The sequence below is a fragment of the Herbaspirillum rhizosphaerae genome (assembly GCF_001189965.1).
In the GTDB taxonomy this organism is placed as follows: domain Bacteria; phylum Pseudomonadota; class Gammaproteobacteria; order Burkholderiales; family Burkholderiaceae_D; genus Herbaspirillum; species Herbaspirillum rhizosphaerae.
In genome coordinates, this window is sequence record NZ_LFLU01000001.1 from 506,179 (window position 1) to 530,759 (window position 24,581).

Consider the following 24,581-nt stretch of genomic DNA (forward strand, 5'->3'; position numbering starts at 1 on the left):
CTGCGCCGATCGTTTCTTCAGCGCTTATTTGTGGCGTGAAGACACTTCCCACAAATTGAGGTGGCCGTCCTTCGCCTGCTCGTCAATTGCCGCCAGCTCTTGCGCGGTGAAGCTCAGTTTCTCCAGCGCCGCCACGTTCTCGCGGATCTGCTTGCTGCTGCTGGCGCCGATCAGGGTCGAGGTCACGCGCGGATCGCGCAGCACCCAGGCCAGCGCCATCTGCGCCAGCGTCTGGCCGCGCGCCTTGGCGATGTCGTTGAGCACGCGTACGCGCGCCAGGTTTTCCGCACTCAGGTGATCGCCCTTGAGCGAGCCGCCGCCGGCGCGGTTGACGCGCGCGTCTTCCGGAATGCCGTTGAGGTACTTGTCGCTCAGCAGGCCTTGCGCCAGCGCGGTGAAAGTGATGCAGCCCATGCCCTGGCGTTCCAGTTCATCCAGCAGGCCTTGTTCGATCCAGCGGTTGAACATGTTGTACGAGGGCTGATGGATCAGGCAGGGGATTTTCCATTCCCTGAGCAGTGCGGCCGCTTCCCTGGTTTTTTCCAGCGAGTAGGACGACACGCCCACATACAGCGCCTTGCCTTGCTGCACGGCGGTCGCCAGTGCGCCCATGGTTTCTTCCAGCGGCGTGTCCGGATCGAAGCGGTGCGAATAGAAGATGTCGACGTAGTCGAGGTTCATGCGCTTCAAGCTCTGGTCCAGGCTGGCCAGCACATACTTGCGCGAGCCGCCGCCCTGGCCGTAGGGGCCAGGCCACATATCCCAGCCGGCCTTGGTCGAGATGATCAGCTCATCGCGATACGGCTGGAAATCCTGCTTGAACAAATGACCGAAGTTGGCCTCGGCGCTGCCGTACGGCGGGCCGTAATTGTTGGCCAGGTCGAAGTGGGTGATGCCCAGGTCGAACGCGGTGCGCAGCATTTCACGCTGGTTCGCCAGCGAACTGGTGTCGCCGAAGTTGTGCCACATGCCCAGCGACAGCAACGGCAGCTTCAGGCCGCTGCGTCCGCAGTGGCGATATTGCATGGATTCATAGCGGGTGCTTGAGGCCAGGTAGGTCATGGATGTCTCTCCTTGATTCTCGGAATAATTGATGCACGCCAACAGGCGAGGCCATGATCTTAGACCAATGCCGGCAAACGCGTCGGACTACACCGTGCCGTGTAACAAGCTACAGAGGCGCATGCAATCGAGGGAACGCCGCTGTCGGGCAGGCATGCAGATTGCGTGTACAGACGGTGCGCGCCGACGGGATTGCATTGCCAAACGGCAAGCTCAAAAACGCTGTTTTGCTGACAAAAAACTGACATATTGCTGACGCGAAACCCTTTGCTGGCGCGGCTTTCCAAGTCATCTTGGTATGTTGTAAAGATTTGTTGCGAAGCGCTTGAAAATGTCGCTTAATGTCGCCTGTCCGGGATAAATTTCTTTGAAATATGAGACACCCGGTCAAACGTCTTGGGGGGATCCAAGCACAATTGCAAGAGAATACGGTGCGCAAGGAATCGTGCACTTGCAGTGACGAGTTACAACAATGATTAACCACTCGGCTGGAGAAGTGCATGCAAAACCTTTTGATCGGGACAGGGGCGGGGCTGTTCGGCGCGGCGCTATTGTGGCTGCGCTACGGCAAGTCGCCGAATGTTGAAACACCGGTCTCCGACTTTCAGCGCAAGCTGAATTTCATCCGTGATGTCTGTGACGGCAATCTCAAAAAATCCAACGCGCTGCTCACGGAAAAAATGGAACTCGACAAAAGCCTCTCTTATGAGCAGGCCGTCGATCTGGTCTATGCCGACATGCTGGAACTTACCAGCGAAGAACGCGCCGCCGTGCTGAAGTATGGCGAACGCCGCAAGAAAAAACGCTGAGATATTCTCAGGGCGTTTTTTTGCCACCATCGAACGGCTGTCGATTCGGGTAATCGCAGCCGTTTTTCATTGTCGCTTCCTTATCTGACTTTCTTCATTATTTCGTCCGGCCATGACGCTTCTCGTTGCGGCGGGCGGAGCGTTACCCGTGGTTTTCGGAGCTTCTTGCGTCCATGGAAATGGCGCGCAGGCGGCGTCGGAGAGGATTTTCGCCGGCATGCTAGAATCCAACGCGCTACAGGTGTGCAAGTGAATTACAAGTCAGATAAGTCCAACAACAGATTTGCCGTCAACGCTTCACAGACCCGGAGAGCGTCATGCCTACCATCTCTTTCATCGTCAACGGAACGCGTCGTTCGGTTGATGTCCGCGATCCCGAACAACCCTTGCTATATGCGCTGCGCAACACCATCGGCCTGACCGGCCCCAAATTCGGTTGCGGCCTGGGGCAGTGCGGCGCGTGCACGGTCTTGCTCGACAAGACGCCGCTGCGCAGTTGCATCACGCCCTTGTCTGCAGTCGCCGGCAAATCCATCACCACGATCGAAGGCCTTGGCACCCCCGACAAGCCGCATCCGGTGCAGGCCGCATTCATCGCCGAGCAGGCCGCCCAGTGCGGTTATTGCGCCAACGGCATGGTGATGACCAGCGCCGCCTTGCTGGCGTCGAATCCCACACCGAGCGAAACCGAAATCAAGGACGCCTTGTCCGCCAATCTCTGCCGCTGCGGCACGCATGTGCGCATCGTGCGCGCGGTGATGCGCGCTTCCGGGAGGACGCCGGCATGAACGCGCCATTCGATATGCAAATGAGCCGGCGCTTGCTGCTCAAGGCCGGCGGCGCACTGGTGGTGAGCCTGGCGCTGCCGCTGTCTGCGCGCGCGACCGAACAGGTATTGCGCGACAAGCGCGGCAATGCGCAGCCGCATGCTTTATTGGACAAGACATTGGACGTCAGCGCCGTGGACGGTTTCATCGCCATCCACCAGGACGGCACGGTAACGCTGTTTTCCGGCAAGGTCGATCTGGGCCAGGGCTTGCGTATTGCGATCCGCCAGATGGCGGCGGAAGAGCTGGGCATCGGCGTCGACAAGATCGAGATGATCGAAGGCGATACCGCGCTCACGCCCGATCAGGGACCGACCGCCGGCAGCACCGGCATCATGCGCGGCGGCGTGCAGATACGCCAGGCAGCGGCGACGGCGCGCGAGGCGCTGATCGCCATGGCGGCGCAGCGTTTGCAAAAGCCGGCTTCCGAATTGATGGTGCAGGACGGCGTGGTGCGGCCCAAGAGCGGCGGCGCCGGCGTAAGCTATGCCGAGCTGGTCGGCGGCAAGCGTTTCAATCTCAAGCTGGACGCCAAGGCGCCGCTGAGTAATCCTGCCGCTTATCGCGTCGTCGGCAAGCCCTTGCTGCGTCCCGATGTGCCGGCCAAGGTGACCGGCACGCATACCTATGTCCACGACGTGAAGTTGCCGGGGATGCTGCACGGCCGCGTGATTCGTCCGGCCGGCGAAGGCGCGCAGATAGTCTCGGTGGACGAGTCGTCGGTGAAGAAATTTCCCGGTGTGAAAATTGTGCGCATCGGCGATTTTCTCGCCGTGGCGGCGCCGGACGAATGGGATGCGATACAGGCTGCCGCGGCGCTGAAGGTGGCCTGGAACGACACCGGCAAGCTGATGGGGCATGAGAAGGTCGAGCAATGGCTGCGCAGCGGTCCTTTCGACGGCGAAGAAATACTGGTCAATAAAGGCAACGCTGCCGCTGCATTGCAAAGTGCATCCGGCAAGCTGAGCGCGAGCTATTACTGGCCGCCGCAGACGCACGGTTCTATCGGCCCATCGTGCGCGGTGGCCGACGTCGGTGCGCAGCAAGCCACTATCTATACCGCCTCGCAGGGCACACATCGTTATCGTCCCGCCTACGCGCAAATGCTGGGTTTGCCGAATGAGGCCGTGCGGCTGGTCTACGTCGACGGCGCCGGTTGCTACGGCATGAATGGACACGACGATGCCGCAGCGGATGCCGCGCTGATGTCGAAGGCGCTGGGCAAGCCGGTGCGTGTGCAATGGTCGCGCCAGGATGAACACGGCTTCGATCCCAAAGGTCCGCCGCAGGCGTTGACGCTGGAAGCGGCGCTCGGTCCCGACAATACGATCGCTGCCTGGCGCACCGAGATGTGGCTGCCGCGCGCGACGGCGAGTCTGCCGACGGTGCCTTTGCTGGCGCCGCAGACCGCCGGCATGCCGCAGCCCAGGGGCATCTCGACCGGCCTGATCACGCAGAACGGCGACCCGCCGTATGAGGTCCCCAACGTCTCCGTCGGCGTGCACTGGCATGACAGTGCGCCTTTGCGTCCGGCCAATATCCGCGCGCCGGGCAAGATCGCCAACATCTATGCCGTCGAGTGCATGACCGACGAACTGGCCGCCAAAGCCGGCGTCGATCCGTTGGCGTTCCGCCTGCAATCGCTCAAGGATGCGCGCGGCGCCGAAGTGCTCAGGCGCACGGCATCGCTGTTCGGCTGGGAAGCGCGCGCCGCCAGTGCCAGCACAGGCAACAAAACCAACAAGCGCGGGCGCGGCATCGCCTATTCCCATTACAAGCACAACGAGACCTATGTCGCCATGGCGATGGAAGTCGAGGTCGATCGCGCCAGCGGCGAGATCCGTGTGCTGCGCGTGGCCTGCGCACACGATTGCGGGCTGATCATCAATCCCGACGGCTTGCGCGCCCAGGTGGAGGGCAGCATTTTGCAGACCATCTCGCGCAGCCTGTTTGAAGAGATCCGTTTCGACACGCGCCGGGTGCAGAACGTCGATTGGGCCAGCTATCCTATCCTGACCTTCCCGGCGATGCCGGAGGTGCGCATCGACCTGATTGACCGGCCGACCATGCCGCCGCTCGGGGGCGGGGAAGCGGCTGCCTCGCCGGTGACGGCGGCGCTGGCCAATGCGGTCTGGGATGCGGTGGGCATTCGCCTGCGCACCGTGCCGTTTACTCCGGAGCGGGTCAAGGCGGCGTTGGCGAGCATCTGATGCGTTTGTGTTCTACACTGCGTTGGCGGTTTCCTGCGATGTAATCACTGAGATAAAAATTGAGGAGAACAATCATGATCAAGACAAACACTATCAAGGCAGCGCTGTTGGCAGCGATGCTGTTGACCGGCGTCTCGGCAATGGCGCAAACCGTCGGCGTCGAGCTCAAGGGCGCCAATGAAGTGCCGGCCAATCCATCCACTGCCAGCGGCACCGGCAGCATCAGCGTGGCCGCCGACAAGAGCGTCAGCGGCAGTATCACGACCATGGGTATCGAGGGCAAGATGGCGCATATCCACACCGGCGTGACCGGCGCCAACGGTCCGGTGCTGGTCGGGCTGACCAAGAACGGCGACAACGGCTGGGTCGTGCCGGCCGGCGCCAAATTCACCGACGAGCAGTACGCCGCTTACATGGCCGGCGGCATGTACGTCAACGTGCACAGCGCAGCGCATCCGGGCGGCGAGATTCGCGGCCAGTTGCTGCCGAAGTAAGTCGTCGATCCGTTCAGGAGGAGAGGGCGGTTCGCCGTTTCATCTGAACAATCCGAAGAGGCCGTCATCGTCAGGTGACGGCTTTTTTTATTGTCGCCATGACTTGCGGAGATCCGGCGATTGCCCAATTGCTGTCTGATTTTTTTCTGCAAATCATCAGACAACATATTGTTTGTCGCATCGTGAAAATCGAGATTTTAACGCTATTGGAAACGATTTTCGGCATCAAAAAACGACAAAAGAAAGTGCGGTTTCACATACTTTGTTGGTGGCTTGTAAGTGGCTCTGGATAAGGCTTTGCGGGTTTTTTAACATGCCATCGATAATTCGTTTGCAAAATGAAATCGGCGTGTTTATACTCCGCCTCATGTTGTATGACGACTGATGACAAATCGGTGCAGATTACAACCCTTCAATAATAAATACTGCTGCTGCAAGCCCATTGCGCGCCGCAAGACAATAAGCAGGAGACCGCCGTCGGCGAACCAGCCTTCGGCATCGGCATCCGCATTATCGTCTCGTTGCACGCCGGCCCAGGCGCGGTACCGGTCGGGAGATAGTCAGTGAGTATCGATCAAGTCGGCGCGAAGGTAAGCGCCACCGTGCGCGCAAGCGCCAAAGCAAGTCATGTCCGTTATCTGATTCTGTTCATGCTGTTCGTGGTGACGACGGTCAACTACGCCGACCGCGCCACGCTGTCGATCGCCGGCACGTCGATGAAGGCCGAGCTCGGCCTCGATCCGGTGATGATGGGTTATATCTTCTCGGCGTTCAGCTGGGCTTATGTGCTGGCGCAATTGCCGGGCGGCTGGCTGCTGGACCGTTTCGGCTCCAAGAAGATTTATGCGCTGAGCATTTTCCTGTGGTCCTTCTTCACGCTGCTGCAAGGCGGCGTCACCTGGTTCGGCACGGCTGCGGCAGTGGTGCTGTTGTTCTTGCTGCGCTTTATCGTCGGCATGGCGGAAGCGCCGTCGTTCCCGGCCAACGGCCGTATCGTGGCATCGTGGTTCCCGACCGCGGAGCGCGGCACGGCCTCGGCGATTTTCAACTCGGCCCAGTATTTTGCGGCCGTGCTGTTCACGCCGCTGATGGGCTGGATCACGCACGTCTACGGCTGGCACCACGTGTTCACCGTGATGGGCGCGTTCGGCATCCTGCTGACCTTTGTCTGGATCAAAGTCATCCATAGCCCCAAAGATCACCCGATGATCAACAAGGCCGAGCTGGAACACATCGAGCAGGGCGGCGGCCTGGTGGACATGGATCAGGCCAAACCGAAAGCGGCAGCAGGCGCCAACGACGGCAAGGCCAAGTGGGGCTATATCAAGCAACTGCTGAGCAACCGCATGCTGCTGGGCGTGTACATCGGCCAGTACTGCATCAACACGATTACCTATTTCTTCCTCACCTGGTTCCCGGTGTACCTGGTGCAAGAGCGCGGCATGTCGATCCTGAAGGCGGGCTTCGTGGCGTCGATTCCGGCGGTGTGCGGCTTCATCGGCGGCGTGGTCGGCGGCCTGATTTCGGATCGTCTGATCAAGCGCGGCAATAGCGTCACCATGTCTCGCAAAATCCCTATCGTCGGCGGCATGCTGCTGTCGACCACGATGATCTTGTGCAACTACGTCGATGCGCAGTGGCTGGTGGTCGGCATCATGGCCGTGGCTTTCTTCGGCAAGGGCGTCGGCGCACTGGGTTGGGCTGTCGTGGCCGATACCGCGCCGAAGGAAATCGTCGGTCTGTCGGGCGGCTTGTTCAATACCTTCGGCAATATCGCCGGCATCACGACGCCGATCGTGATCGGCTATATCCTGAAGGAGACCGGTTCGTTCTCGGGGGCGCTGGTGTTCGTCGGCGCCAATGCACTGGTGACCGTGATCAGCTACCTGGTCATCGTCAAGGAAATCAAGCGCGTCGAATTGAAGCCGCTTTGATCTTGTCGTTTTATCTTGTAATAAGTTGCAGCAGATGGGAATAGCCATGAGCACCGAAACAAACGCCGAAGCCACTACCAACGTCAACACGCCGCGTTACATCCTGATGCACGAGAACGACAATGTCGCCATCGTCGTCAACGACCGCGGCCTGCCCGCCGGGACGGTTTTCCCGGACGGCCTGACGCTGATCAGCCAGGTGCCGCAAGGACACAAGATCGCCTTGCGCGATATTCCCCAGGGTGAAGCGATCGTTCGCTACGACGTCGCCATCGGCTATGCCGCGCGTGATATCGCCAAGGGCAGCTGGATCGAAGAATCGGTGGTGACGCTGCCGCCGGCGCGTGAGCTGGACAACCTGCCGATTGCCACACGCAAGGCGCCAGCTTCGGCCTCCGTGCCGCTGGAAGGCTATACCTTCGAAGGCTATCGCAACGCCGACGGTTCGGTCGGCACGCGCAATCTGCTGGCGATCACCACCACCGTGCAATGCGTGGCCGGCGTGGTTGAGCATGCGGTCAAGCGCATCCGCCTGGAGCTGCTGCCGAAGTATCCCAACGTCGAAGACGTGGTCGCGCTGGAACACACCTACGGCTGCGGCGTCGCCATCGATGCGCCGAATGCCGATATCCCGATCCGCACGCTGCGCAACATCAGCCTCAATCCTAATTTTGGCGGCCAGGCCATGGTGGTCAGTCTCGGTTGCGAAAAGCTGCAGCCGAACCGCCTGCTGCCGGAAAGCATCATCCCGATCCACAAGGAAGGCGAACCCTACGTGGTCTGCCTGCAGGATGCAGAACACGTTGGTTTCAACTCCATGATCGATTCCATCCTGCACATGGCGGAAGCGCGCCTGAAGGAACTGGACAAGCGTCGCCGCGTGACTTGCCCGGCATCCGATCTGGTGGTCGGTGTACAGTGCGGCGGCAGCGATGCGTTCTCCGGCGTGACGGCCAATCCGGCGGTGGGATTTGCGACCGATCTGCTGGTGCGCGCCGGCGCCGCCGTGATGTTCTCGGAAGTGACCGAAGTACGCGACGGCATCGACCAGCTGACGTCGCGCGCCGTCAATGAAGACGTCGCACAAGCCATGATCCGCGAGATGGATTGGTACGACAATTACCTCAAGAAGGGCGGCGTCGACCGCAGCGCGAATACGACTCCCGGCAACAAGAAGGGCGGTCTCGCCAACATCGTCGAGAAGGCCATGGGCTCCATCGTCAAGTCGGGCAGCAGCCCGATCTCGGGCGTGCTGGCGCCCGGCGATAAGCTGAAGCAAAAGGGTTTGATCTACGCCGCCACGCCGGCCAGCGATTTCGTCTGCGGCACCTTGCAACTGGCGGCCGGCATGAACCTGCACATCTTCACCACCGGCCGCGGCACGCCTTACGGCCTTGCCGCAGTACCGGTGATCAAGGTCGCCACGCGCAACGATCTGGCGCGTCGCTGGCACGACCTGATGGACGTCAACGCCGGCACCATCGCCAGCGGCGAGGCGACGATTGCCGACGTCGGCTGGGAGCTGTTCCAGTTGATGCTGGACGTCGCCAGCGGCCGCAAGCAAACCTGGGCCGAAAAATGGAAGCTGCACAACGCGCTGACGCTGTTCAATCCGGCGCCGATTACCTGATCTTTACCTGAGTTACACCACCGTACACAATAAAACCAACAAGCCCCTCGTCTATTGCTCATCGCAGGGCAGGGGCATTTTTTACCCTAAGGAGGAAGCATGGGAGTCATGAATTTTGCGCTGAAGCTTGGCGTAGCAGCGGTCTTGGGCAGCGCGGTCTGCGCCGGCGTCAATGCGGCGACGATGGTGTATGTATCCAACGCCGACAGCAAGGACATCTATGTCATGCGGCTAAACAAGGACGGTAGCGTCACGCCGGTCGAGCAGGTGCAAACCGGCGGCACCGTGATGCCGCTGGCGTTCAGTCCCGATCACACGCGTCTGTACGCGTCGTTGCGCTCGCAGCCGTATTCGGTGACCACCTTCGCCGTCGATCAGCAAAGCGGCAAGCTCAAGGCGCTGTCCACCGTGCCGCTGGCCGACAACATGGCCAATCTGGCGACCGACAAGACCGGCCGTTTCCTGTTTGCCGCGTCCTATACCGGGCACAAGATCTCGGTTAATCCGATCAGCGCCACCGGTCTGGTGCAGCAGCCTGCCACCGTCATCAACACCGGCAAGAATGCCCACGCCGTCGGCAGCGATCCGAAGAACAATTTTGTGTTTGCTTCCAATCTCGGCAGCGACGTCATCCTGCAATTCAAATTCGACGCCGCCACCGGCGTGCTGACGCCGAACACGCCGCCATCGGTTGCGACCAAGGCCGGCGCCGGTCCGCGCCATTTCGTGTTCCATCCGAATCTGCGCTATGTGTTTTCGACCAACGAGCTCGATAGCACGGTCAACACCTACGCTTACGATGCCGCGCACGGTACGCTGAGCTTGCAAAGCACCGTGTCGGCAGTGCCGGCCGGATTCAAGGGCGATGCGCCGGCTGCGGCCGATATTCACCTGACGCCGAACGGCCGTTTCCTGTATGCATCCGAACGCACCTCGAGCACGCTGGCCGCTTATCGCGTCAATGCCAAAACCGGCGCGCTGACGCTGATCGGCAACGTGCCGACGGAGACCCAGCCGCGCGGTTTCAATATCGATCCGCAAGGCAAGTATCTGCTTGCGGTCGGGCAAAAATCCAACGGCCTGACCAGCTACGCCATCAATCAGAAAACCGGTGCACTGACTCCCTTGCAACACTATGAACTGGGCAAGAATCCGAACTGGGTGGAGATCGTCAATTTCCCTTGAGTCCCCCGGGTAGACCGAGTTGCCGGATGGCACAGCTCGCCACAATCCCTCGCGATGTCATGCGGGGGATTTTTCGTTGGGCTTGCAGAATTGCCGATTCGGCAACGTTGCCGTTGATTTTCCGCAAAAACGATGCAGAAAATCGGGCTGTCGTTTCAGCCTTGTTCTAAGATGCGAGAACGCGTCGATGAAGCAACTGCGGCGTCGCGACATACACAAAATCAAAATAATCAGGAGCAGGGAATGCGAAATATCACCGTTCGTTTTAGCCTCATGGGCGCACTGGCGTTGTTCGCCGCCATGATCGCGCTGGGCGCTGCCGTCGGCATCTTTGCGCTGGGACGCGCGAACGAGTCGACCGTCATGGTGCATGACGTCACTTCACGCGCCTTGACCATCAATGACGCCTATAAGGACACTACACGCACGCGTGCGGCGCTGACCCGCGCCTACAGTGCGCTGAAAGAACAGAACGATCAGGAGGTCAAGAACTCGGCCCTGAAGAGCGCGCAGACCAGCTATGACCGCACGCTGAAACTGCTCGACGAATTCAACAAGGCGCCCGCCTTCAAAGGACAGGACGACAAGCTCAAGGCCGATCTGGTCGATGCCGGCAAACAGTTGTCGGACGTGCTGAACAAGGCCGCCGACGCCTTGCGCAACAACGACACCGCGGCCTACGCTGAAATCAATGGCCGCGACATCACGGCCAAAGGCGCCAGTTTCTCGACGCTGCTGGAGAAATTCCAGAAACTCACCAAGGATTTGTCGGAAGACATCGTCGCCCAGCGTGAGCGCGAGTACAAGATGGTGGTCTGGCTGGTGGTGGTCGGCCTGGTTGCTGCATTGGCGCTGGTGCTGACGGTGCACTTCGTCCTGCGCGGAATTGTGCTGACGCCGCTCAACCGCGCCGTCACCTTGCTGGATCAGGTGGCCAATGGCGATCTGACCATGAAGATTGCCGACCCCGGCCGCAATGAAATCGGCCGTCTGTTTGCTTCCATCCGCAGCATGCAGCAAGGTCTGCTCAACACCGTCTCGCGCGTGCGCAGCAGCACCGACATCATCAACACCGGCGCACAGGAAATCGCCGCCGGCAATCTCGATCTGTCGTCGCGCACCGAGACCCAGGCCAGCTCGCTGGAGGAGACCGCCGCGTCGATGGAGCAACTGACCGGCACCGTGAAGCAGAATGCCGAAAACGCCCAGCAAGCCAACCAGCTGGCGCACTCGGCGTCAGAGACTGCAGTCAAGGGCGGCGAAGTGGTGGCGCAGGTGGTCGAGACCATGAATGCGATCAACGAATCGTCCAGGAAGATCGTCGACATCATCAGCGTGATCGACGGCATCGCGTTTCAGACCAACATCCTCGCGTTGAATGCGGCGGTGGAAGCCGCGCGCGCCGGCGAGCAGGGCCGCGGCTTTGCCGTCGTCGCGTCGGAAGTGCGCAGCCTCGCGCAGCGTTCCGCCGCTGCCGCGAAAGAGATCAAGGGACTGATTACCGACTCGGTGGAGAAAGTCGATTCCGGCAGCCGCTTGGTCGAGCATGCCGGCAAGACCATGAGCGAAGTGGTGGAGAGCGTGCGCCGCGTGACCGACATCGTCGGCGAGATCAGCTCGGCCAGCCGCGAACAGAGCGACGGCATCGGCCAGGTCAACAATGCCATCACGCAGATGGATGAAGTCACGCAGCAAAATGCCGCACTGGTGGAAGAGGCGGCCGCCGCGGCGCAATCCTTGCAGACGCAGGCGGTGACGTTGGCCGATGCGGTCAGCATTTTCCGTATCGACGCCAATGCACAGGCGCTTGCGCCGGTGGCGCGTCCGAGGACGGTGTCTGCTTCGGTGCCGAAGGCGGTGGCTGCAGCGCCAGCTCCTGTCAAGCCGGTGTTGGCAAAGCCTGCAACGAATGCAGTCGCACCATCGAAAGCTGCGCCGAAGTTGCCGTCGCCCGGTTCCGACGACAATTGGGAGCAGTTCTGAATCCCGGTGTTGTCTGATTTGAAAAGCATCGCTCAGGCGGTGCTTTTTTTACGCCTGCAGTTTTTGAGCGAGCATAAAAAAAGCGCCGGAACACACGTCCCGGCGCTGAAACCGCCGTTGCCGGCGGCTGTGGATACCTGATGAGGATCAGGGGTTCTTTACGCGGCCTGCGCCATTACGCGGCGGTGTAAGCAGTCTTCACGGTGGTGTAGAACTCGGCGGCATACGCGCCTTGTTCGCGTGGACCGAAGCTCGACGCCTTGCGGCCGCCGAACGGTACGTGGTAGTCGACACCTGCGGTTGCCGTGTTGACCATCACCATGCCGGCTTGCGCATGGCGCTTGAAGTGGGTGGCGTACTTCAGCGACGTGGTGCAGATGCCCGACGACAGGCCGAACTCGGTGTCGTTGGCCAGTTGCAGCGCGTGTTCGTAATTGTCGGCCGGGATCACGGAAGCGACCGGTCCGAAGATTTCTTCACGCGAGATGCGCATGTCGTTATTGCAGTCGGCGAACAGCGCCGGCGTCATGTAGAAACCGTCGGTGTCGCGTTTGACGCGCTCGCCGCCGAAGGCCAGACGCGCGCCTTCCTGTTTGCCGATTTCCACGTACGACAGGTTCTGGTCGAGTTGCGACTGATCGACCACCGGGCCGATGTTGGTGTCGGCCGTCAATGCATGGCCGATCTTCAGGCCGGCCAGCTGATTGCGTGCTGCTTCGATGAAGCGCGGGTAGATGTCTTTTTCGACGATGATGCGGCTCGACGCCGTGCAGCGTTGACCGGTCGAGAAGAAGGCGCCTTGCACGGCAGCCGTGACGGCGACGTTGAGGTCGGCGTCGTTGAGCACGACCAGCGGATTCTTGCCGCCCATTTCGAGCTGGAACTTGGCCATGCGGGCGACGCAGCCTTGCGCCACGCGGGCGCCGGTCGAGACCGAGCCGGTGAAGGTCAGGGCAGTGACGCGACGGTCGTCGATGAAGCGCTGGCCGACCACCGAACCGCGACCCATGACCAGGTTGAACACGCCGGCCGGGATACCCGAGCGGCTGATGATGTCGGCAATCGCCCAGGCGCTGCCCGGCACCAGTTCAGCCGGTTTGAAGACGACGGTGTTGCCGTAGGCCAGCGCCGGTGCGATCTTCCATGCCGGGATCGCCATCGGGAAATTCCACGGCGCGATGATGCCGACCACGCCGACCGGTTCGCGGGTGATTTCGATGTCCATGCCGGGACGCACGGAGGCCAGTTTCTGGCCCTGGATGCGCAGCACTTCGGCAGCGAAGAATTTGAAGATGTTGCCGGCGCGGCCGGCTTCGCCGATACCTTCGGCCAGGGTCTTGCCTTCTTCGCGCGACAGCAGGCGGCCGAGTTCTTCCTTGCGTGCGAGGATTTCGGAGCCGATCTTGTCCAGCGCATCCGAACGCGCCTGGATGTTGCCGACGCTCCAGGCCGGGAAAGCGGCGTGTGCAGCGGCGATGGCGATGTCGGCTTGCGCGGCATCGGCTTGTGCGTACTCACCGATGATGTCGGACAGGTCGGACGGGTTGACGTTCTTGTTGATGCTGGCGCCTTGCAGCCATTCACCGTTGATGTAATTTGCGAATTGGGTCATCGGGTTCTCCTGGGTGTGGATGCCAAAACTGACCGCGGGACGAATCCGGCGGTCAGTCGAGGATTGAGTTACTTATTGTGGTGTTGCAATTACTGAGGTCCGAGGCGCTTGATCAGCGCAGCCAGTTCTTCATGTTCGGCTTCGGTGCAGGCGGTCAGCGGCGTACGCACCGGGCCTGCATCGTGACCGACAACCTTGGCGCCGGCCTTGACGATGCTCACTGCATAACCGGCCTTGCGATTGCGGATGGCCAGGTAAGGCAGGAAGAATTCGTCGATCAGCTTGCCGACGGTGGCGTGGTCTTCCTTGGCGATGGCGTGGTAGAAGTCCATCGCCGTCTTCGGGATGAAGTTGAACACGGCCGACGAGTAGACCGGCACGCCCAGCGCCTTGTAAGCAGCTGCGTAGACTTCCGCAGTCGGCAGGCCGCCGAGGTAGGTGAAGCGATCGCCCAGACGGCGGCGGATCGTGACCATGGATTCGATTTCACCGACGCCGTCCTTGAAACCGATCAGGTTAGGGCAGCGCTCGGCCAGGCGTTCCAGCATGTCGGCGTTCAGTTTGCAGACGCCGCGGTTGTAAATGATGACGCCGAACTTGACCGATTTGCAGACCGCTTCGACGTGCTCGGCGATGCCGTCCTGGCTGGCTTCGGTCAGGTAATGCGGCATCAGCAGGATGCCGTGCGCGCCCAGGCGTTCGGCTTCTTGTGCATAGGCAATCGCAGCGCGGGTAGGGCCGCCGGCGCCGGCAATGATAGGCACCTTGCCTTTGCAGGTTTCCACGGCGGTGCGGATGATGTCGGAATATTCGCCCGGCACCAGCGAGAAGAACTCACCTGTACCACCGGCCGCGAACAGCGCGCTGGCGCCGTAAGGTGCCAGCCATTCCAGACGTTCGATGTAGGTCTTCGGGCGGAAGTCGCCTTGCTCGTCGAAGTCAGTCAGCGGGAAAGAGAGCAGGCCGGCGGAAAGGATCTGTTTCAGGTCTTGTGGTGTGTACATGTCAGTAGGTGCCAGGTGATGAAGTTAAAAATACCGTCGCGCTTGAGAACAAATTCCGAACATGGTCAGCGCTTCTGGATGGAACTCGTTCTTAAGTGTCTTAAGATATCAGTCATCGTACAACATGAATTGGGAGAAAGCCAGCAGTTTTTTGCTGCCGGCCGGTGTTGCGTTGATTTTGCGCTGATGTCGTTATCAGCTTGCTACGGTAGTGCAGGACAATTCTGAAATACGTTTTATTGCCTGGTCAGGTATCCGACGTGTCCGAGGTCTTTTGCGTACCTGCTGCCGATTCAGCTGCTTCCTGCGCACGGCGCAGACGCTCGCGGCTGTTGGTCAGGTGGTTGCGCATGGCCGCGCGCGCCGCTTCGGTGTCGCGGCGGGCGATGGCTTCGTAGATGTCTTCGTGTTCGCGCTGCACGCGGTCCAGATAGCTGGCTTGCGGGTCGCGCGCCAGTTCGGCGGTGTTCAGGCGCTTGCGCGGGATCACGCCGGCGCCGAGGTGACTCAGGATTTCAATGAAATAGCGGTTGCCGGTGGCGGTGGCGATCTGGAAATGGAAGCGGAAGTCCGGGCCGACGGTGTCATTGCCTTTCTTCAGGTTCTCATGGAAGGCGTCCAGCGCCTGGCGGATCTCCAGCAGTTGTTCGTCGGTGCGGCGTGCGGCGGCCAGGCCGGCGGTTTCGGTTTCCAGGCTGATGCGCAACTCCAGCAGCGCCAGCAGATCCTTCATCGTGGTGATGGTGGCCGGGTCGATATTGATGTTGCCGGCCTTTTGCGCCTCCAGCACGAAGGTGCCGATGCCGTGCCGCGTTTCCACCAGTCCGGCGGCCTGCAGGCGTGAAATCGCTTCGCGCACCACGGTGCGGCTGACGCCCTGGGTGAGCATGATTTCAGACTCGGTCGGCAGCTTCTCGCCCGGCTTGATGGCGCCGTTGGAGATCATTTCGGAAATCGCGCCAACCACTTCCTGAGACAGGCTCTGGGTTTTCTTGCGTGGGCGCATCAGCGGGCTGGGTGTCTCGTTAACTTCCATTTTTATAGGTCGATATGTGTGAAAGTAGCCTGGTATTGCGTGAAAACGCGTCCGGACGAACGCCGTCAGCCCGCAAAAAGATATGCGACATCTTACCAGAGGATGACTGGGTTTCCTACGTTCGATACCGGTTTGAGGCGTCTTCGGCGCGTATTCTTGCCGGATTGACGGTCATTTTTCAGGTTCGGGCGGGAGACTTCGGTAAAAGTGCGGTTGGAAGCCGCCCATCTCAACAATGAACGCGATCGGTAACCGCCATCAATTCTTGCTGCGCAGCGTCTTGGCCAGGTCGGACAATTGATAGGGTTTGTTGAGAAAGGAGAAGCCGTGCACGCTGCCTTGCGTCGAGTTCAGGCCGGGCAGGGGATAGCCCGAGGCGAGGATGATTTTAGTGGCCGGATATTGTTCGCGCGTCAGTTTCGCCAGTTCGACGCCGCTGATGCTGTTGGGCATGACCACGTCGCTGAACAGGATGTCGACGGAGGTGCGTTCCAATACCTCCAGCGCTTCAGCGCCGCTGGTGGCGGTCAGGGCTTCATAGCCGAGCGTGCGGAAGAGTTCTGCGGTCACTTCCAGCAAGTCGAGCTGGTCGTCGACGATCAACACGGTCTCGATATCGACGCGTCCTTCATTGCGCTCCCGCGCTTCGCTGCTTTCCATCACCGGCAGGTAGACGATGAAGGTCGAGCCGAGCCCGGCTTCGCTGGCGATGGCCACGTCGCCAGCCGATTGATTGATGAAGCCGTGGACCTGGCTTAAGCCCAGGCCTGTGCCTTCACCCGGCGCCTTGGTGGTGAAAAACGGTTCGAAGGCGCGGGCGGCAACATCGGGCGTCATGCCGACGCCGGTGTCCTCGACGCGAATCTCTGCATACAGCCCGGCCGCCAGGCTGTTGACGGCTTTTTCTTTCAGGCGGATCCGGCTGGTGCTGATTGCCAGTTGCCCGCCGTCCGGCATGGCCTGGCAGGCGTTGACGACGAGATTGAGCAGCGCGGTTTCAAAACGCGCGGCGTCGATCTTGACGGGAATCGCGCCGGAATCGAGCTGGAGTTTGAACTGGATCGATGAATTGCCCGCGCGGCGCAGCACCGATTCGAAATCGTTGATCAGGGCATTGAGGTCGTGTTCTTCCGACTGCAGCGGCTGTTGCCGGGCAAACGACAGCAATTGCTGCGTCAGGCCGGCGCCGCGCGAAATGGCGCGACGCATGCTGTCGAGCGTGCGCGAGCCTTGCAGTTCAGGATGCTGCGCAACCAGGACGTCCATGCCGCTGGAGGCGACGGCGAGCAGGTTGTTGAAGTCGTGCGCCACGCCGCCGGTGAGTTTGCCCAGGGCTTCCATTTTCTGCGATTGGAACAGGGCCGCATTGGCCTGTGCCAGCGCTGTGGCGGCTTGCTGTTTTTCGGTGACGTCGCGGGTGATTTTGGCAAAGCCGATCAGCTCGCCGCTTTTCTTCATGATCGGATCGATGACGACGCTGGCCCAGAAGCGCGATCCATCCTTGCGCACGCGCCAGCCTTCGTCTTCGAACTTGCCTTCCGTGACGGCGATGCGCAGCGCGCGCGCCGGCAGTCCGACTTCCTGATCTTCGGCGGTATAAAAACGGGAAAAGTGCGTACCCAGAATCTCTTGCTCGGTATAGCCCTTGAAGCGCTCCGCGCCATTGTTCCAGGTAGTGATATTGCCCTTGACGTCCAGCATGTAGATCGCATAGTCGCGGATCGACGATACCGCCAGCTGGAACTGCTGCGCATCCGTCAATTCGACTTCGCCTGGAAATTCATCAGCTGTCATCTGGCTCGTTCCTTCAAATGGTCGATCAGGCGGAATCAGCGCCGATTATTGAAAAACCTGGCTGCAAGGGTGCAATGACGCACCGACAACATGCGAGGTATTGTGACGCGGACAAGCTTTTGACGCAATTACTGTTACTACATTCGTTACCGTAACCAAAGCGCGAGTTGTCGAAAGAGCATGTGGACGTTTCGCGAAGCGGCCTTGCTGTTTGTTAAAGATTTTGCCTCCTTATCCGTTAATTGATAAATACGAGTACGGAATGGATGAGACATGAAGATCGATGCAAGCGACAACCCGCAGGGTGTCGCCTCCCAAGTGAGTGCAAGCGTCAATAAGGCGAGCGCTCCCAATGACAGTCAGGCGCCGGCGTCGACCGATACGGTGACCTTGTCGGATGCGGCGACGCAATTGGCGAGCGGACTCTCGACACTGGCCGCCGCCGTGGCAGCGATGCCCCTGCCGGCACAGCCGCAGCCGCAAGCTATGAAGCGCCGCAAGGCGCAGGGCAACGGCCTGACGCCGATGCTGGACGTCGATGCCTTCCGTTTGATCCGCGACAAATTGCGTTCGCAGAATCTGGGGCTGAAGCCGGCCGATCCGACCGTGAAGAAACTGAAAGACGCCGCGCAGGACGATGGCAAGATCTCATCCCAATAGGATTTTTCGTCATTCGCACGCTGTTTTTCAAACGCATCGAATGTTGGCAGAGACAAAACAAATTCCACTCTGCTATAATTGCCGGCTCGTCGGGGCGTAGCGCAGCCTGGTAGCGTACTTGCATGGGGTGCAAGGGGTCGAGTGTTCGAATCACTCCGTCCCGACCAAAGAAATCGAAGGGCCACAAGTTTTTGCTTGTGGCCCTTTTTGTTTTTTCTTCGACAGCTTCGCCTTCTCATTGCGGAAGTTGCCTACCGGCAGGTATGGCGCAACAGGTATATAAAGATGATGTTTGCCTAGTCGTGAACGCATCGTCCGGTGGATTTTGCATCGACCGTTCCGGCATAAGCTACACGTAAGTTATGCCTTGTAAGCTGCCTTCAAAATAGGGGGAGACTGCGTGCCGGATTGCATAAATAGAAATCGAGGGCGAACCGGCTCGGCGTATCCAGATCTCCTTTCAGACAAGTTGTTCGGACGACATCCGTACTTGCCGAAACGATAGCAAATCAATAGCAAATAAGCAGCTTATCGGGCGGGGCGGAAATACAGTGAGGAGACTGCCGTATGTTCCAAAGGAAAAGCAAGGCGCTGTCGCGTGCGCTGGGGGTGTTGATGGCGGTGGTGATTCCGGTCGCGGTCGGTGTTGGCGTGTTCGCCGGCCTGGGCGCATCGGGATTGCCGGTGCCGGTGCTGTGGCAGGCGGTGATAGCGACGGCAGCGGCGGTGATCTTGTCCAGTCTTGCGAAGAAAAATGGCGACGCCGGGCAGGGCGCCAGCTTCGTCGACAAGATCGGCAGCGAGATCGATCACATCATGATCGGCGCGGCCGAGACCTCTTATTTTGTCGACTCCATCAAAAATAAAATCGGCCAGGACGTGCAGGCGGCCAACGGCATCGTTGCCGGCTCCGAGCAGAACGCCAGCACCACCGAACAGATTGCCGCCAATGCGGAACGCGCCTCCAAGGTTGCTGCCGACGTGCGTTTGGAAAGCGTGGCCGGACGCGCCGAAGTCGACCTGGGGTTGGCGCAGATCAGCAAGGCGCGCCACGATGCGCAGAACGCTTCGGTCATGATGTCGGCGCTGCAGGAAAAATCCAAGCGCATTCACGGCATTACCGAAGTGATCAGCGAGATTGCCGCACGCACCAATCTGCTGGCCTTGAACGCGGCGATCGAAGCAGCGCGCGCGGGTGAGCACGGGCGCGGCTTTGCGGTGGTGGCCGGCGAAGTGCGCCAACTGGCGCAGCGCACCAAGGAGGCGACCGATGATATCGGCGCGATGGTGCGTTCCATCACCGAAGAGGCGGAGCGCGCCGCCGGCGGCATGCAGGCGCTGAGCGTGAAGGTGCAGGAGGCGTCGCAAAACGTCGAACGCGTACACGGCTTCCTCGGCAGCATCGAGCGCTCGGCGGCCATCTCGGAAGAGGAAATTCAGCAGATCGCCCGCGCGTCTCGCGAGCACGTGGAGACCACGCACCGGATCGCCGAGGCGATCCTCAAGATCCGCGACGGCATGCTGGCCACGGATATCGAGTTGCCGCGCGTCGCCGCATCGGCGATGGCGTTGTCGGAGCGTGCCGAATTGGTGTACGACGCGATTGCCGAGAGCAACGCGAAGACGCAGCACGACGACATCCAGAAAGCGGCGGCGGCAACTGCCAAACGCATCGGCAAGTTGTTCGAGGAGGCGATCGCGGCCGGACGCATCACGCAGGCGGCGCTGTTTGACCGCACGTATAAACCGGTCGCCAACACGAATCCGCCTAAGCACACGACGCAGTTCGACGCCTTCACCGATCGGGTGCTGCCGGATGTGCAAGAAGGGCTGCTGGAGGCGATGCCGCAACTGGCGTATGCCGGCGCGGTCGACAACAACGGTTACTTTCCGACGCACAACAAAAAATTCTCCAGGCCATTGACGGGCGACTATGACACCGATCTGGTGAATAACCGCACCAAGCGCATTTTCAGCGACCGTACCGGAAAGCGTTGCGGGGCGAATACAAAACCCTTCCTCTTGCAGACATACAAGCGCGATACCGGCGAGGTCATGCACGACCTGTCGGTGCCGATTTATGTCAACGGCAAGCATTGGGGCGGTTTCCGCGTCGGCTATCGGTCGAGTCAGGCCGAGGCGGGGGCGCCGGTCGCGGCAACCGGCATTGCTGCCGCGCCGCAAACCGTCAGAACGCCGTCAGAAAAGCCGCCTAAGCAGCTAACCGGCGTGAGCAAGAACGAGAACAGCAAGGGATTGGTGCGCCAGATCTCGGCTTGAACAGCTTGACCGTGCAGGGCAGGTTGATAGACTATTCGACAACGGGGGTATTTGTCTCAGAATCGGGCAGGCCGTAATAGAAAAGGAAAATCAACTTGAAACCTGCGCCACAGAATAAGCTTGATTCTGTCAAAGAGTTCGATTTTACCAATCGTGATTTTGACCGGGTCCGCGACCTGATCTACAAGCGCGCGGGCATCGCTCTGGCAGAAAGCAAGCAGGAAATGGTCTATAGCCGTCTGGCGCGGCGTTTGCGCGCGACCGGCATCGGCTCGTTCGTGCAATACCTGGACCTGTTGGAGCGCGGCGGCGATGCAGACGAGTGGGAAGCCTTCACCAATGCGCTGACCACCAATCTGACGTCCTTCTTCCGCGAATCGCACCACTTTCCCATCCTCGCCGATTTCGTCAAGACCTTGAAGGAGCCGGTCACGGTCTGGTGTTCTGCCGCCTCGACGGGCGAAGAGCCGTACACGATCGCCATGACCTTGTGCGAAGCCTACGGCAGCCTGACGCCGCCGGCGCAGATCATCGCCACCGACATCGATACCAATGTGCTGGCAACCGGCGCCAACGGTGTTTATCCGATGGAGCGCATCGACAAGCTCTCGCCCGAACGCGTGAAGAAGTTCTTCCTGCGCGGCAAGGGCGCTCAGGAGGGCTATGTCCGCGTGCGTCCGGAGCTGCGCAAGATGGTGACCTTCAAACAGTTGAACCTGCTGGGCGACAGTTGGCCGGTGCAGGGGCAATTTGACGTGATTTTTTGCCGCAACGTGATGATCTACTTCGACAAGCCGACGCAGAGCAAGATCCTGTCGCGCTTCGTGCCGCTGATGAAGCCGCATGCCTTGCTGTTTGCCGGCCATTCGGAAAATTTCCTGTATGTCTCCGACGCATTGAAGTTGAAGGGCAAGACTGTCTACGAACTCAATGCGGCGTCACAACGCAAAGTGGGGAAATAAATCATGAACCCCCAAGGCCAGGATCAATTCGCATCCAACGTTTATTACGACCGTACCTTCGACTGCGACGCGGCGAAGATACTGCCTGGCGAATACTATTTCACGCACAAGGACATGATGATCGTCACGGTGCTGGGGTCCTGCGTGTCGGCGTGCATCCGCGACCGCGTCACCGGCATCGGCGGGATGAACCACTTCATGCTGCCCGACAGCGGCGACGGCGACAGCCCGATTTCCGCGTCGATGCGCTATGGCACCTACGCCATGGAAATTCTCATCAACGATGTGCTCAAGGCGGGCGCGCGGCGTGAAAACCTGGAAGCGAAAGTGTTTGGCGGCGGCAATGTATTGCGCGGCTTCATCGCCATCAACGTCGGCGAGCGCAATGCGCAGTTCGTCCGGGATTATCTGAAAGCGGAAAATATCCGCGTCGTGGCCGAAGATCTCAATGACATCTGGCCGCGCAAGGTGTATTTTTTCCCGCGCACCGGCAAGGTGCTGGTGAAAAAGCTCAAGCAGCTGCACAACAATACGCTGGTCAACCGCGAACAGGACTACGCCAGCAGGCTGGTCACGAAACCGGTTGGCGGCGCAGTCGACTTGTTTTAAAGTCGGGCTTGCTCCCTGCGGGGCGAGTTGTACAATGGTTCATAGGCTTCCGCGCGCATGCGCAGGAGCGAGTTTCTGGAAAGTACTGATCGTATGAAAATAAAAGTATTGATCGTTGACGATTCGGCATTGATCCGTAGCGTCATGAAAGAGATCATCGGCAGCCAACCAGATATGGAAGTCGTGGGCGTGGCCCCTGACCCTATCATCGCGCGTGACTTGATCAAGCAAACCAACCCGGATGTATTGACGCTGGATGTCGAAATGCCGCGCATGGACGGCCTCGACTTCCTCGAGAAGCTGATGCGCCTGCGCCCGATGCCGGTGGTGATGGTGTCCTCGCTGACCGAGCGCGGCTCGGAAATCACCCTGCGCGCGCTTGAGCTGGGCGCAGTCGACTTCGTGACCAAGCCGAAGATTTCGATCCAGAGCGGCATGCAGGAATACACCGACATGATCGCCGACAAGATTCGCGCGGCATCGAAGGCCAGCATTCGTCCACGCGCAATCCCGCATCCGGATGCGCACAAGAGCTCAGGCGGCGAACCCTTGCCGCAAATGCGCAATCCGCTGCTGTCGAGCGAAAAGCTGATCATCATCGGCGCCTCCACCGGCGGCACCGAGGCAATCAAGGAGTTTCTGATCAAGATGCCGTCGGATTGCCCGGGCATCCTGATCACGCAGCACATGCCGGAAGGTTTTACGCGCTCGTTCGCGCAGCGCCTGGACAATCTGTGCAAGATTTCGGTCAAGGAAGCGGCCGGCAACGAACGTATCCTGCCGGGCCACGCCTATATCGCGCCGGGGCATTCGCACCTGAAGCTGGTGCGCAGCGGCGCCAACTACATGACGCAGCTTGACCAGGGGCCGCCGGTCAATCGCCATCGGCCGTCGGTCGATGTGCTGTTCCATTCGGCGGCGGCGTGCGCCGGCAAGAACGCGCTCGGCGTGATTTTGACCGGCATGGGCAAGGACGGCGCGCTGGGCATGCTGGAAATGCGCAATGCCGGCGCCTACAATTTTGCGCAGGACGAGGCTTCCTGCGTGGTGTTCGGCATGCCGCGCGAGGCGATTGCCGTCGGCGGCGCGCATGAGGTGTTGTCATTGCAGGCCATGCCGGGCCGCGTGATGAGTTATCTCGCAGAGCACGGCAGTCGTGCATTGCGCGTGTAGTTCAAGTTCAAGTACTATGCAGCCCATTATCGAATAAGATGCTCAGTAGTAGCGCAGTGGCAAATGCGTAGTTTTGTAGGACAGGGCCTCAAGTTTCGCTGTATTCGTGTCGTTATCGTCAACAATTGTTTTGATTCAATGGAGTAATAGTCATGGCAGGCCCAAATACCAAGTTTCTCGTTGTAGACGATTTCTCCACGATGCGCCGCATCGTCCGGAACCTGCTCAAAGAGCTGGGTTACACCAACGTGGATGAAGCCGAAGATGGCGTGCAGGCGTTGCACAAGCTGCGCAGCGATCAGTTCGACTTCGTGGTTTCCGACTGGAACATGCCCAACATGGACGGTCTGACCATGTTGCAGGAAATCCGTAAAGATCCGGCGCTGGCCAAGCTGCCGGTCTTGATGGTGACCGCGGAAGCCAAGAAGGAAAACATTGTTGCCGCCGCGCAAGCCGGCGCCAATGGCTACGTGGTCAAGCCGTTCACGGCAGCGACGCTGGACGAAAAGCTCGGCAAGATCTTCGAAAAGATGGATGCCGGAGGCTAACGTGGATACTGCATCCCAAGGAGCCGTTACTCCGGGGGCGGATCAGCAAGACCAGTTCCTGTCACGCATAGGGCACATGACGCGCAGCTTGCATGACAATCTGCGCGGCTTGGGTTTTGATCGTCTGCTGGAGAAGGCTGCGAGCGATATGCCCGATGCGCGTGATCGTCTCGAATATGTGGCGATGATGACGGAGAAGGCGGCGCAGCGCGTGCTGAACGCGACCGAGACCGCCGGCCCGATGCAGGACGCCATCGGCGAAGGTGCCGGCAGCCTGGCCGCAGAGTGGAAAGCTGTCACCGAAGCCGGTTTTTCCGAAGAGGCCTATCGCGCCATGGCGGAAAAGACCCAGCTGTACCTCGGCTCGACCCGCGAAAATGTCAGCATGACCAAGCAGCAGTTGCTGGACATCATGATGGCGCAGGATTTTCAGGATCTGACCGGGCAGGTGATCAAGCGCGTTACCGCACTGGCGCACGATATTGAAAGCCAGCTGGTGCAACTGCTGGTGGACTACTCGCCGCCGGAAGCCAAGCGCGAAGACAATGGCTTGCTCAACGGTCCGCAGATCAATCCGACGGGCACCAATGTCATCGCCAATCAAAGCCAGGTTGACGATTTGCTGGAAAGCCTCGGTTTCTGAGTCAGGGTTGATCGGATGTTGTTGTTTATCAGATAATTCTCTGCAGCAAACCTCGCCGGGACAGATGTAAATTTTCATCCCGGCGCAGGTATCTCCCTCCGTTATTTCTGCCTCCTCCCTCTGAAG

At 60.0% G+C, this 24,581-nt stretch carries 20 protein-coding genes and 1 tRNA gene; 16 read left to right on the forward strand and 5 right to left on the reverse strand.

Translation table 11 applies throughout. The features are described 5' to 3' along the window. Nucleotides 1-24: 24 nt before the first annotated feature. Complete coding sequence (gene mgrA / locus AKL25_RS02225; RefSeq protein WP_050475990.1) at nucleotides 25-1,062, reverse strand: L-glyceraldehyde 3-phosphate reductase; 1,038 nt, start codon at nucleotides 1,060-1,062, stop codon at nucleotides 25-27. A gap of 500 nt (nucleotides 1,063-1,562) precedes the next feature. Here mgrA and AKL25_RS02230 point away from each other — a divergent pair, with 500 nt between their 5' ends. From AKL25_RS02230 to AKL25_RS02265, 8 genes are all read left to right on the forward strand, one after another. Continuing rightward, nucleotides 1,563-1,871 carry a hypothetical protein gene (locus AKL25_RS02230; RefSeq protein ID WP_050475991.1) on the forward strand — a complete coding sequence of 103 codons (309 nt, stop codon included), beginning with the start codon at nucleotides 1,563-1,565 and terminating at the stop codon, nucleotides 1,869-1,871. 317 nt (nucleotides 1,872-2,188) lie between these two features. Further along, on the forward strand, nucleotides 2,189-2,659 hold the full coding sequence (locus AKL25_RS02235; protein ID WP_050475992.1) for a (2Fe-2S)-binding protein: 471 nt from the start codon (nucleotides 2,189-2,191) through the stop codon (nucleotides 2,657-2,659). Further along, nucleotides 2,656-4,908, forward strand: coding sequence for a xanthine dehydrogenase family protein molybdopterin-binding subunit (locus AKL25_RS02240; RefSeq protein ID WP_050475993.1), 2,253 nt, complete (start codon nucleotides 2,656-2,658; stop codon nucleotides 4,906-4,908). The genes AKL25_RS02235 and AKL25_RS02240 overlap by 4 nt, the downstream gene beginning before the upstream one ends. Nucleotides 4,909-4,982: 74 nt before the next feature. Next, nucleotides 4,983-5,402 carry a CHRD domain-containing protein gene (locus tag AKL25_RS02245; protein WP_050475994.1) on the forward strand — a complete coding sequence of 140 codons (420 nt, stop codon included), beginning with the start codon at nucleotides 4,983-4,985 and terminating at the stop codon, nucleotides 5,400-5,402. A 650-nt stretch (nucleotides 5,403-6,052) separates the two neighbouring features. Then, entirely contained in the window at nucleotides 6,053-7,336 is a 1,284-nt protein-coding gene (locus AKL25_RS02250; protein ID WP_240475628.1) for an MFS transporter, read from the forward strand. A 46-nt stretch (nucleotides 7,337-7,382) separates the two neighbouring features. Beyond that, nucleotides 7,383-8,966 (forward strand): galactarate dehydratase, encoded by a 1,584-nt coding sequence (garD, locus tag AKL25_RS02255; RefSeq protein ID WP_050475996.1) that lies wholly within the window; start codon nucleotides 7,383-7,385, stop codon nucleotides 8,964-8,966. Nucleotides 8,967-9,065: 99 nt separating this feature from the next. Continuing rightward, the gene (locus AKL25_RS02260) at nucleotides 9,066-10,151 is read left to right on the forward strand and encodes a lactonase family protein (RefSeq protein ID WP_083444540.1); all 1,086 of its coding nucleotides are present in this window, start codon (nucleotides 9,066-9,068) and stop codon (nucleotides 10,149-10,151) included. Between the two features lie 243 nt (nucleotides 10,152-10,394). Then, the gene (locus tag AKL25_RS02265) at nucleotides 10,395-12,134 is read left to right on the forward strand and encodes a methyl-accepting chemotaxis protein (protein ID WP_050475997.1); all 1,740 of its coding nucleotides are present in this window, start codon (nucleotides 10,395-10,397) and stop codon (nucleotides 12,132-12,134) included. A 175-nt stretch (nucleotides 12,135-12,309) separates the two neighbouring features. On the opposite strand, the gene AKL25_RS02270 is transcribed toward AKL25_RS02265, so the two are convergent. From AKL25_RS02270 to AKL25_RS02285, 4 genes are all read right to left on the reverse strand, one after another. Next, complete coding sequence (locus tag AKL25_RS02270) at nucleotides 12,310-13,746, reverse strand: aldehyde dehydrogenase family protein (protein ID WP_050475998.1); 1,437 nt, start codon at nucleotides 13,744-13,746, stop codon at nucleotides 12,310-12,312. 89 nt (nucleotides 13,747-13,835) lie between these two features. After that, the gene (gene kdgD, locus AKL25_RS02275; protein WP_050475999.1) at nucleotides 13,836-14,750 is read right to left on the reverse strand and encodes a 5-dehydro-4-deoxyglucarate dehydratase; all 915 of its coding nucleotides are present in this window, start codon (nucleotides 14,748-14,750) and stop codon (nucleotides 13,836-13,838) included. 247 nt (nucleotides 14,751-14,997) lie between these two features. Beyond that, nucleotides 14,998-15,786, reverse strand: a complete 789-nt coding sequence (locus AKL25_RS02280) for a FadR/GntR family transcriptional regulator (RefSeq protein WP_050476000.1) — start codon at nucleotides 15,784-15,786, stop codon at nucleotides 14,998-15,000. A 258-nt stretch (nucleotides 15,787-16,044) separates the two neighbouring features. Further along, nucleotides 16,045-17,580: a PAS domain S-box protein gene (locus AKL25_RS02285; protein ID WP_050476001.1), complete on the reverse strand. Its 1,536-nt coding sequence runs from the start codon at nucleotides 17,578-17,580 to the stop codon at nucleotides 16,045-16,047. 273 nt (nucleotides 17,581-17,853) lie between these two features. Here AKL25_RS02285 and AKL25_RS02290 point away from each other — a divergent pair, with 273 nt between their 5' ends. The 8 genes from AKL25_RS02290 to cheZ all read left to right on the forward strand — a co-directional run bounded on the left by AKL25_RS02290 (nucleotide 17,854) and on the right by cheZ (nucleotide 24,455). Then, nucleotides 17,854-18,240, forward strand: a complete 387-nt coding sequence (locus tag AKL25_RS02290; RefSeq protein ID WP_050476002.1) for a hypothetical protein — start codon at nucleotides 17,854-17,856, stop codon at nucleotides 18,238-18,240. A gap of 90 nt (nucleotides 18,241-18,330) precedes the next feature. Beyond that, a tRNA-Pro gene (locus AKL25_RS02295) sits at nucleotides 18,331-18,407 on the forward strand. A 400-nt stretch (nucleotides 18,408-18,807) separates the two neighbouring features. Further along, the gene (locus tag AKL25_RS02300) at nucleotides 18,808-20,520 is read left to right on the forward strand and encodes a methyl-accepting chemotaxis protein (protein ID WP_050476003.1); all 1,713 of its coding nucleotides are present in this window, start codon (nucleotides 18,808-18,810) and stop codon (nucleotides 20,518-20,520) included. Between the two features lie 95 nt (nucleotides 20,521-20,615). Next, nucleotides 20,616-21,482 (forward strand): CheR family methyltransferase, encoded by an 867-nt coding sequence (locus AKL25_RS02305; RefSeq protein ID WP_050476004.1) that lies wholly within the window; start codon nucleotides 20,616-20,618, stop codon nucleotides 21,480-21,482. 3 nt (nucleotides 21,483-21,485) lie between these two features. Beyond that, nucleotides 21,486-22,091 (forward strand): chemoreceptor glutamine deamidase CheD, encoded by a 606-nt coding sequence (gene cheD, locus AKL25_RS02310; protein ID WP_050476005.1) that lies wholly within the window; start codon nucleotides 21,486-21,488, stop codon nucleotides 22,089-22,091. Nucleotides 22,092-22,184: 93 nt separating this feature from the next. Then, the gene (locus AKL25_RS02315) at nucleotides 22,185-23,264 is read left to right on the forward strand and encodes a protein-glutamate methylesterase/protein-glutamine glutaminase (RefSeq protein ID WP_050476006.1); all 1,080 of its coding nucleotides are present in this window, start codon (nucleotides 22,185-22,187) and stop codon (nucleotides 23,262-23,264) included. 152 nt (nucleotides 23,265-23,416) lie between these two features. Further along, complete coding sequence (gene cheY / locus AKL25_RS02320) at nucleotides 23,417-23,812, forward strand: chemotaxis response regulator CheY (RefSeq protein ID WP_050476007.1); 396 nt, start codon at nucleotides 23,417-23,419, stop codon at nucleotides 23,810-23,812. Then, complete coding sequence (cheZ, locus tag AKL25_RS02325; RefSeq protein ID WP_050476008.1) at nucleotides 23,799-24,455, forward strand: protein phosphatase CheZ; 657 nt, start codon at nucleotides 23,799-23,801, stop codon at nucleotides 24,453-24,455. The genes cheY and cheZ overlap by 14 nt, the downstream gene beginning before the upstream one ends. Nucleotides 24,456-24,581 lie beyond the last annotated feature (126 nt).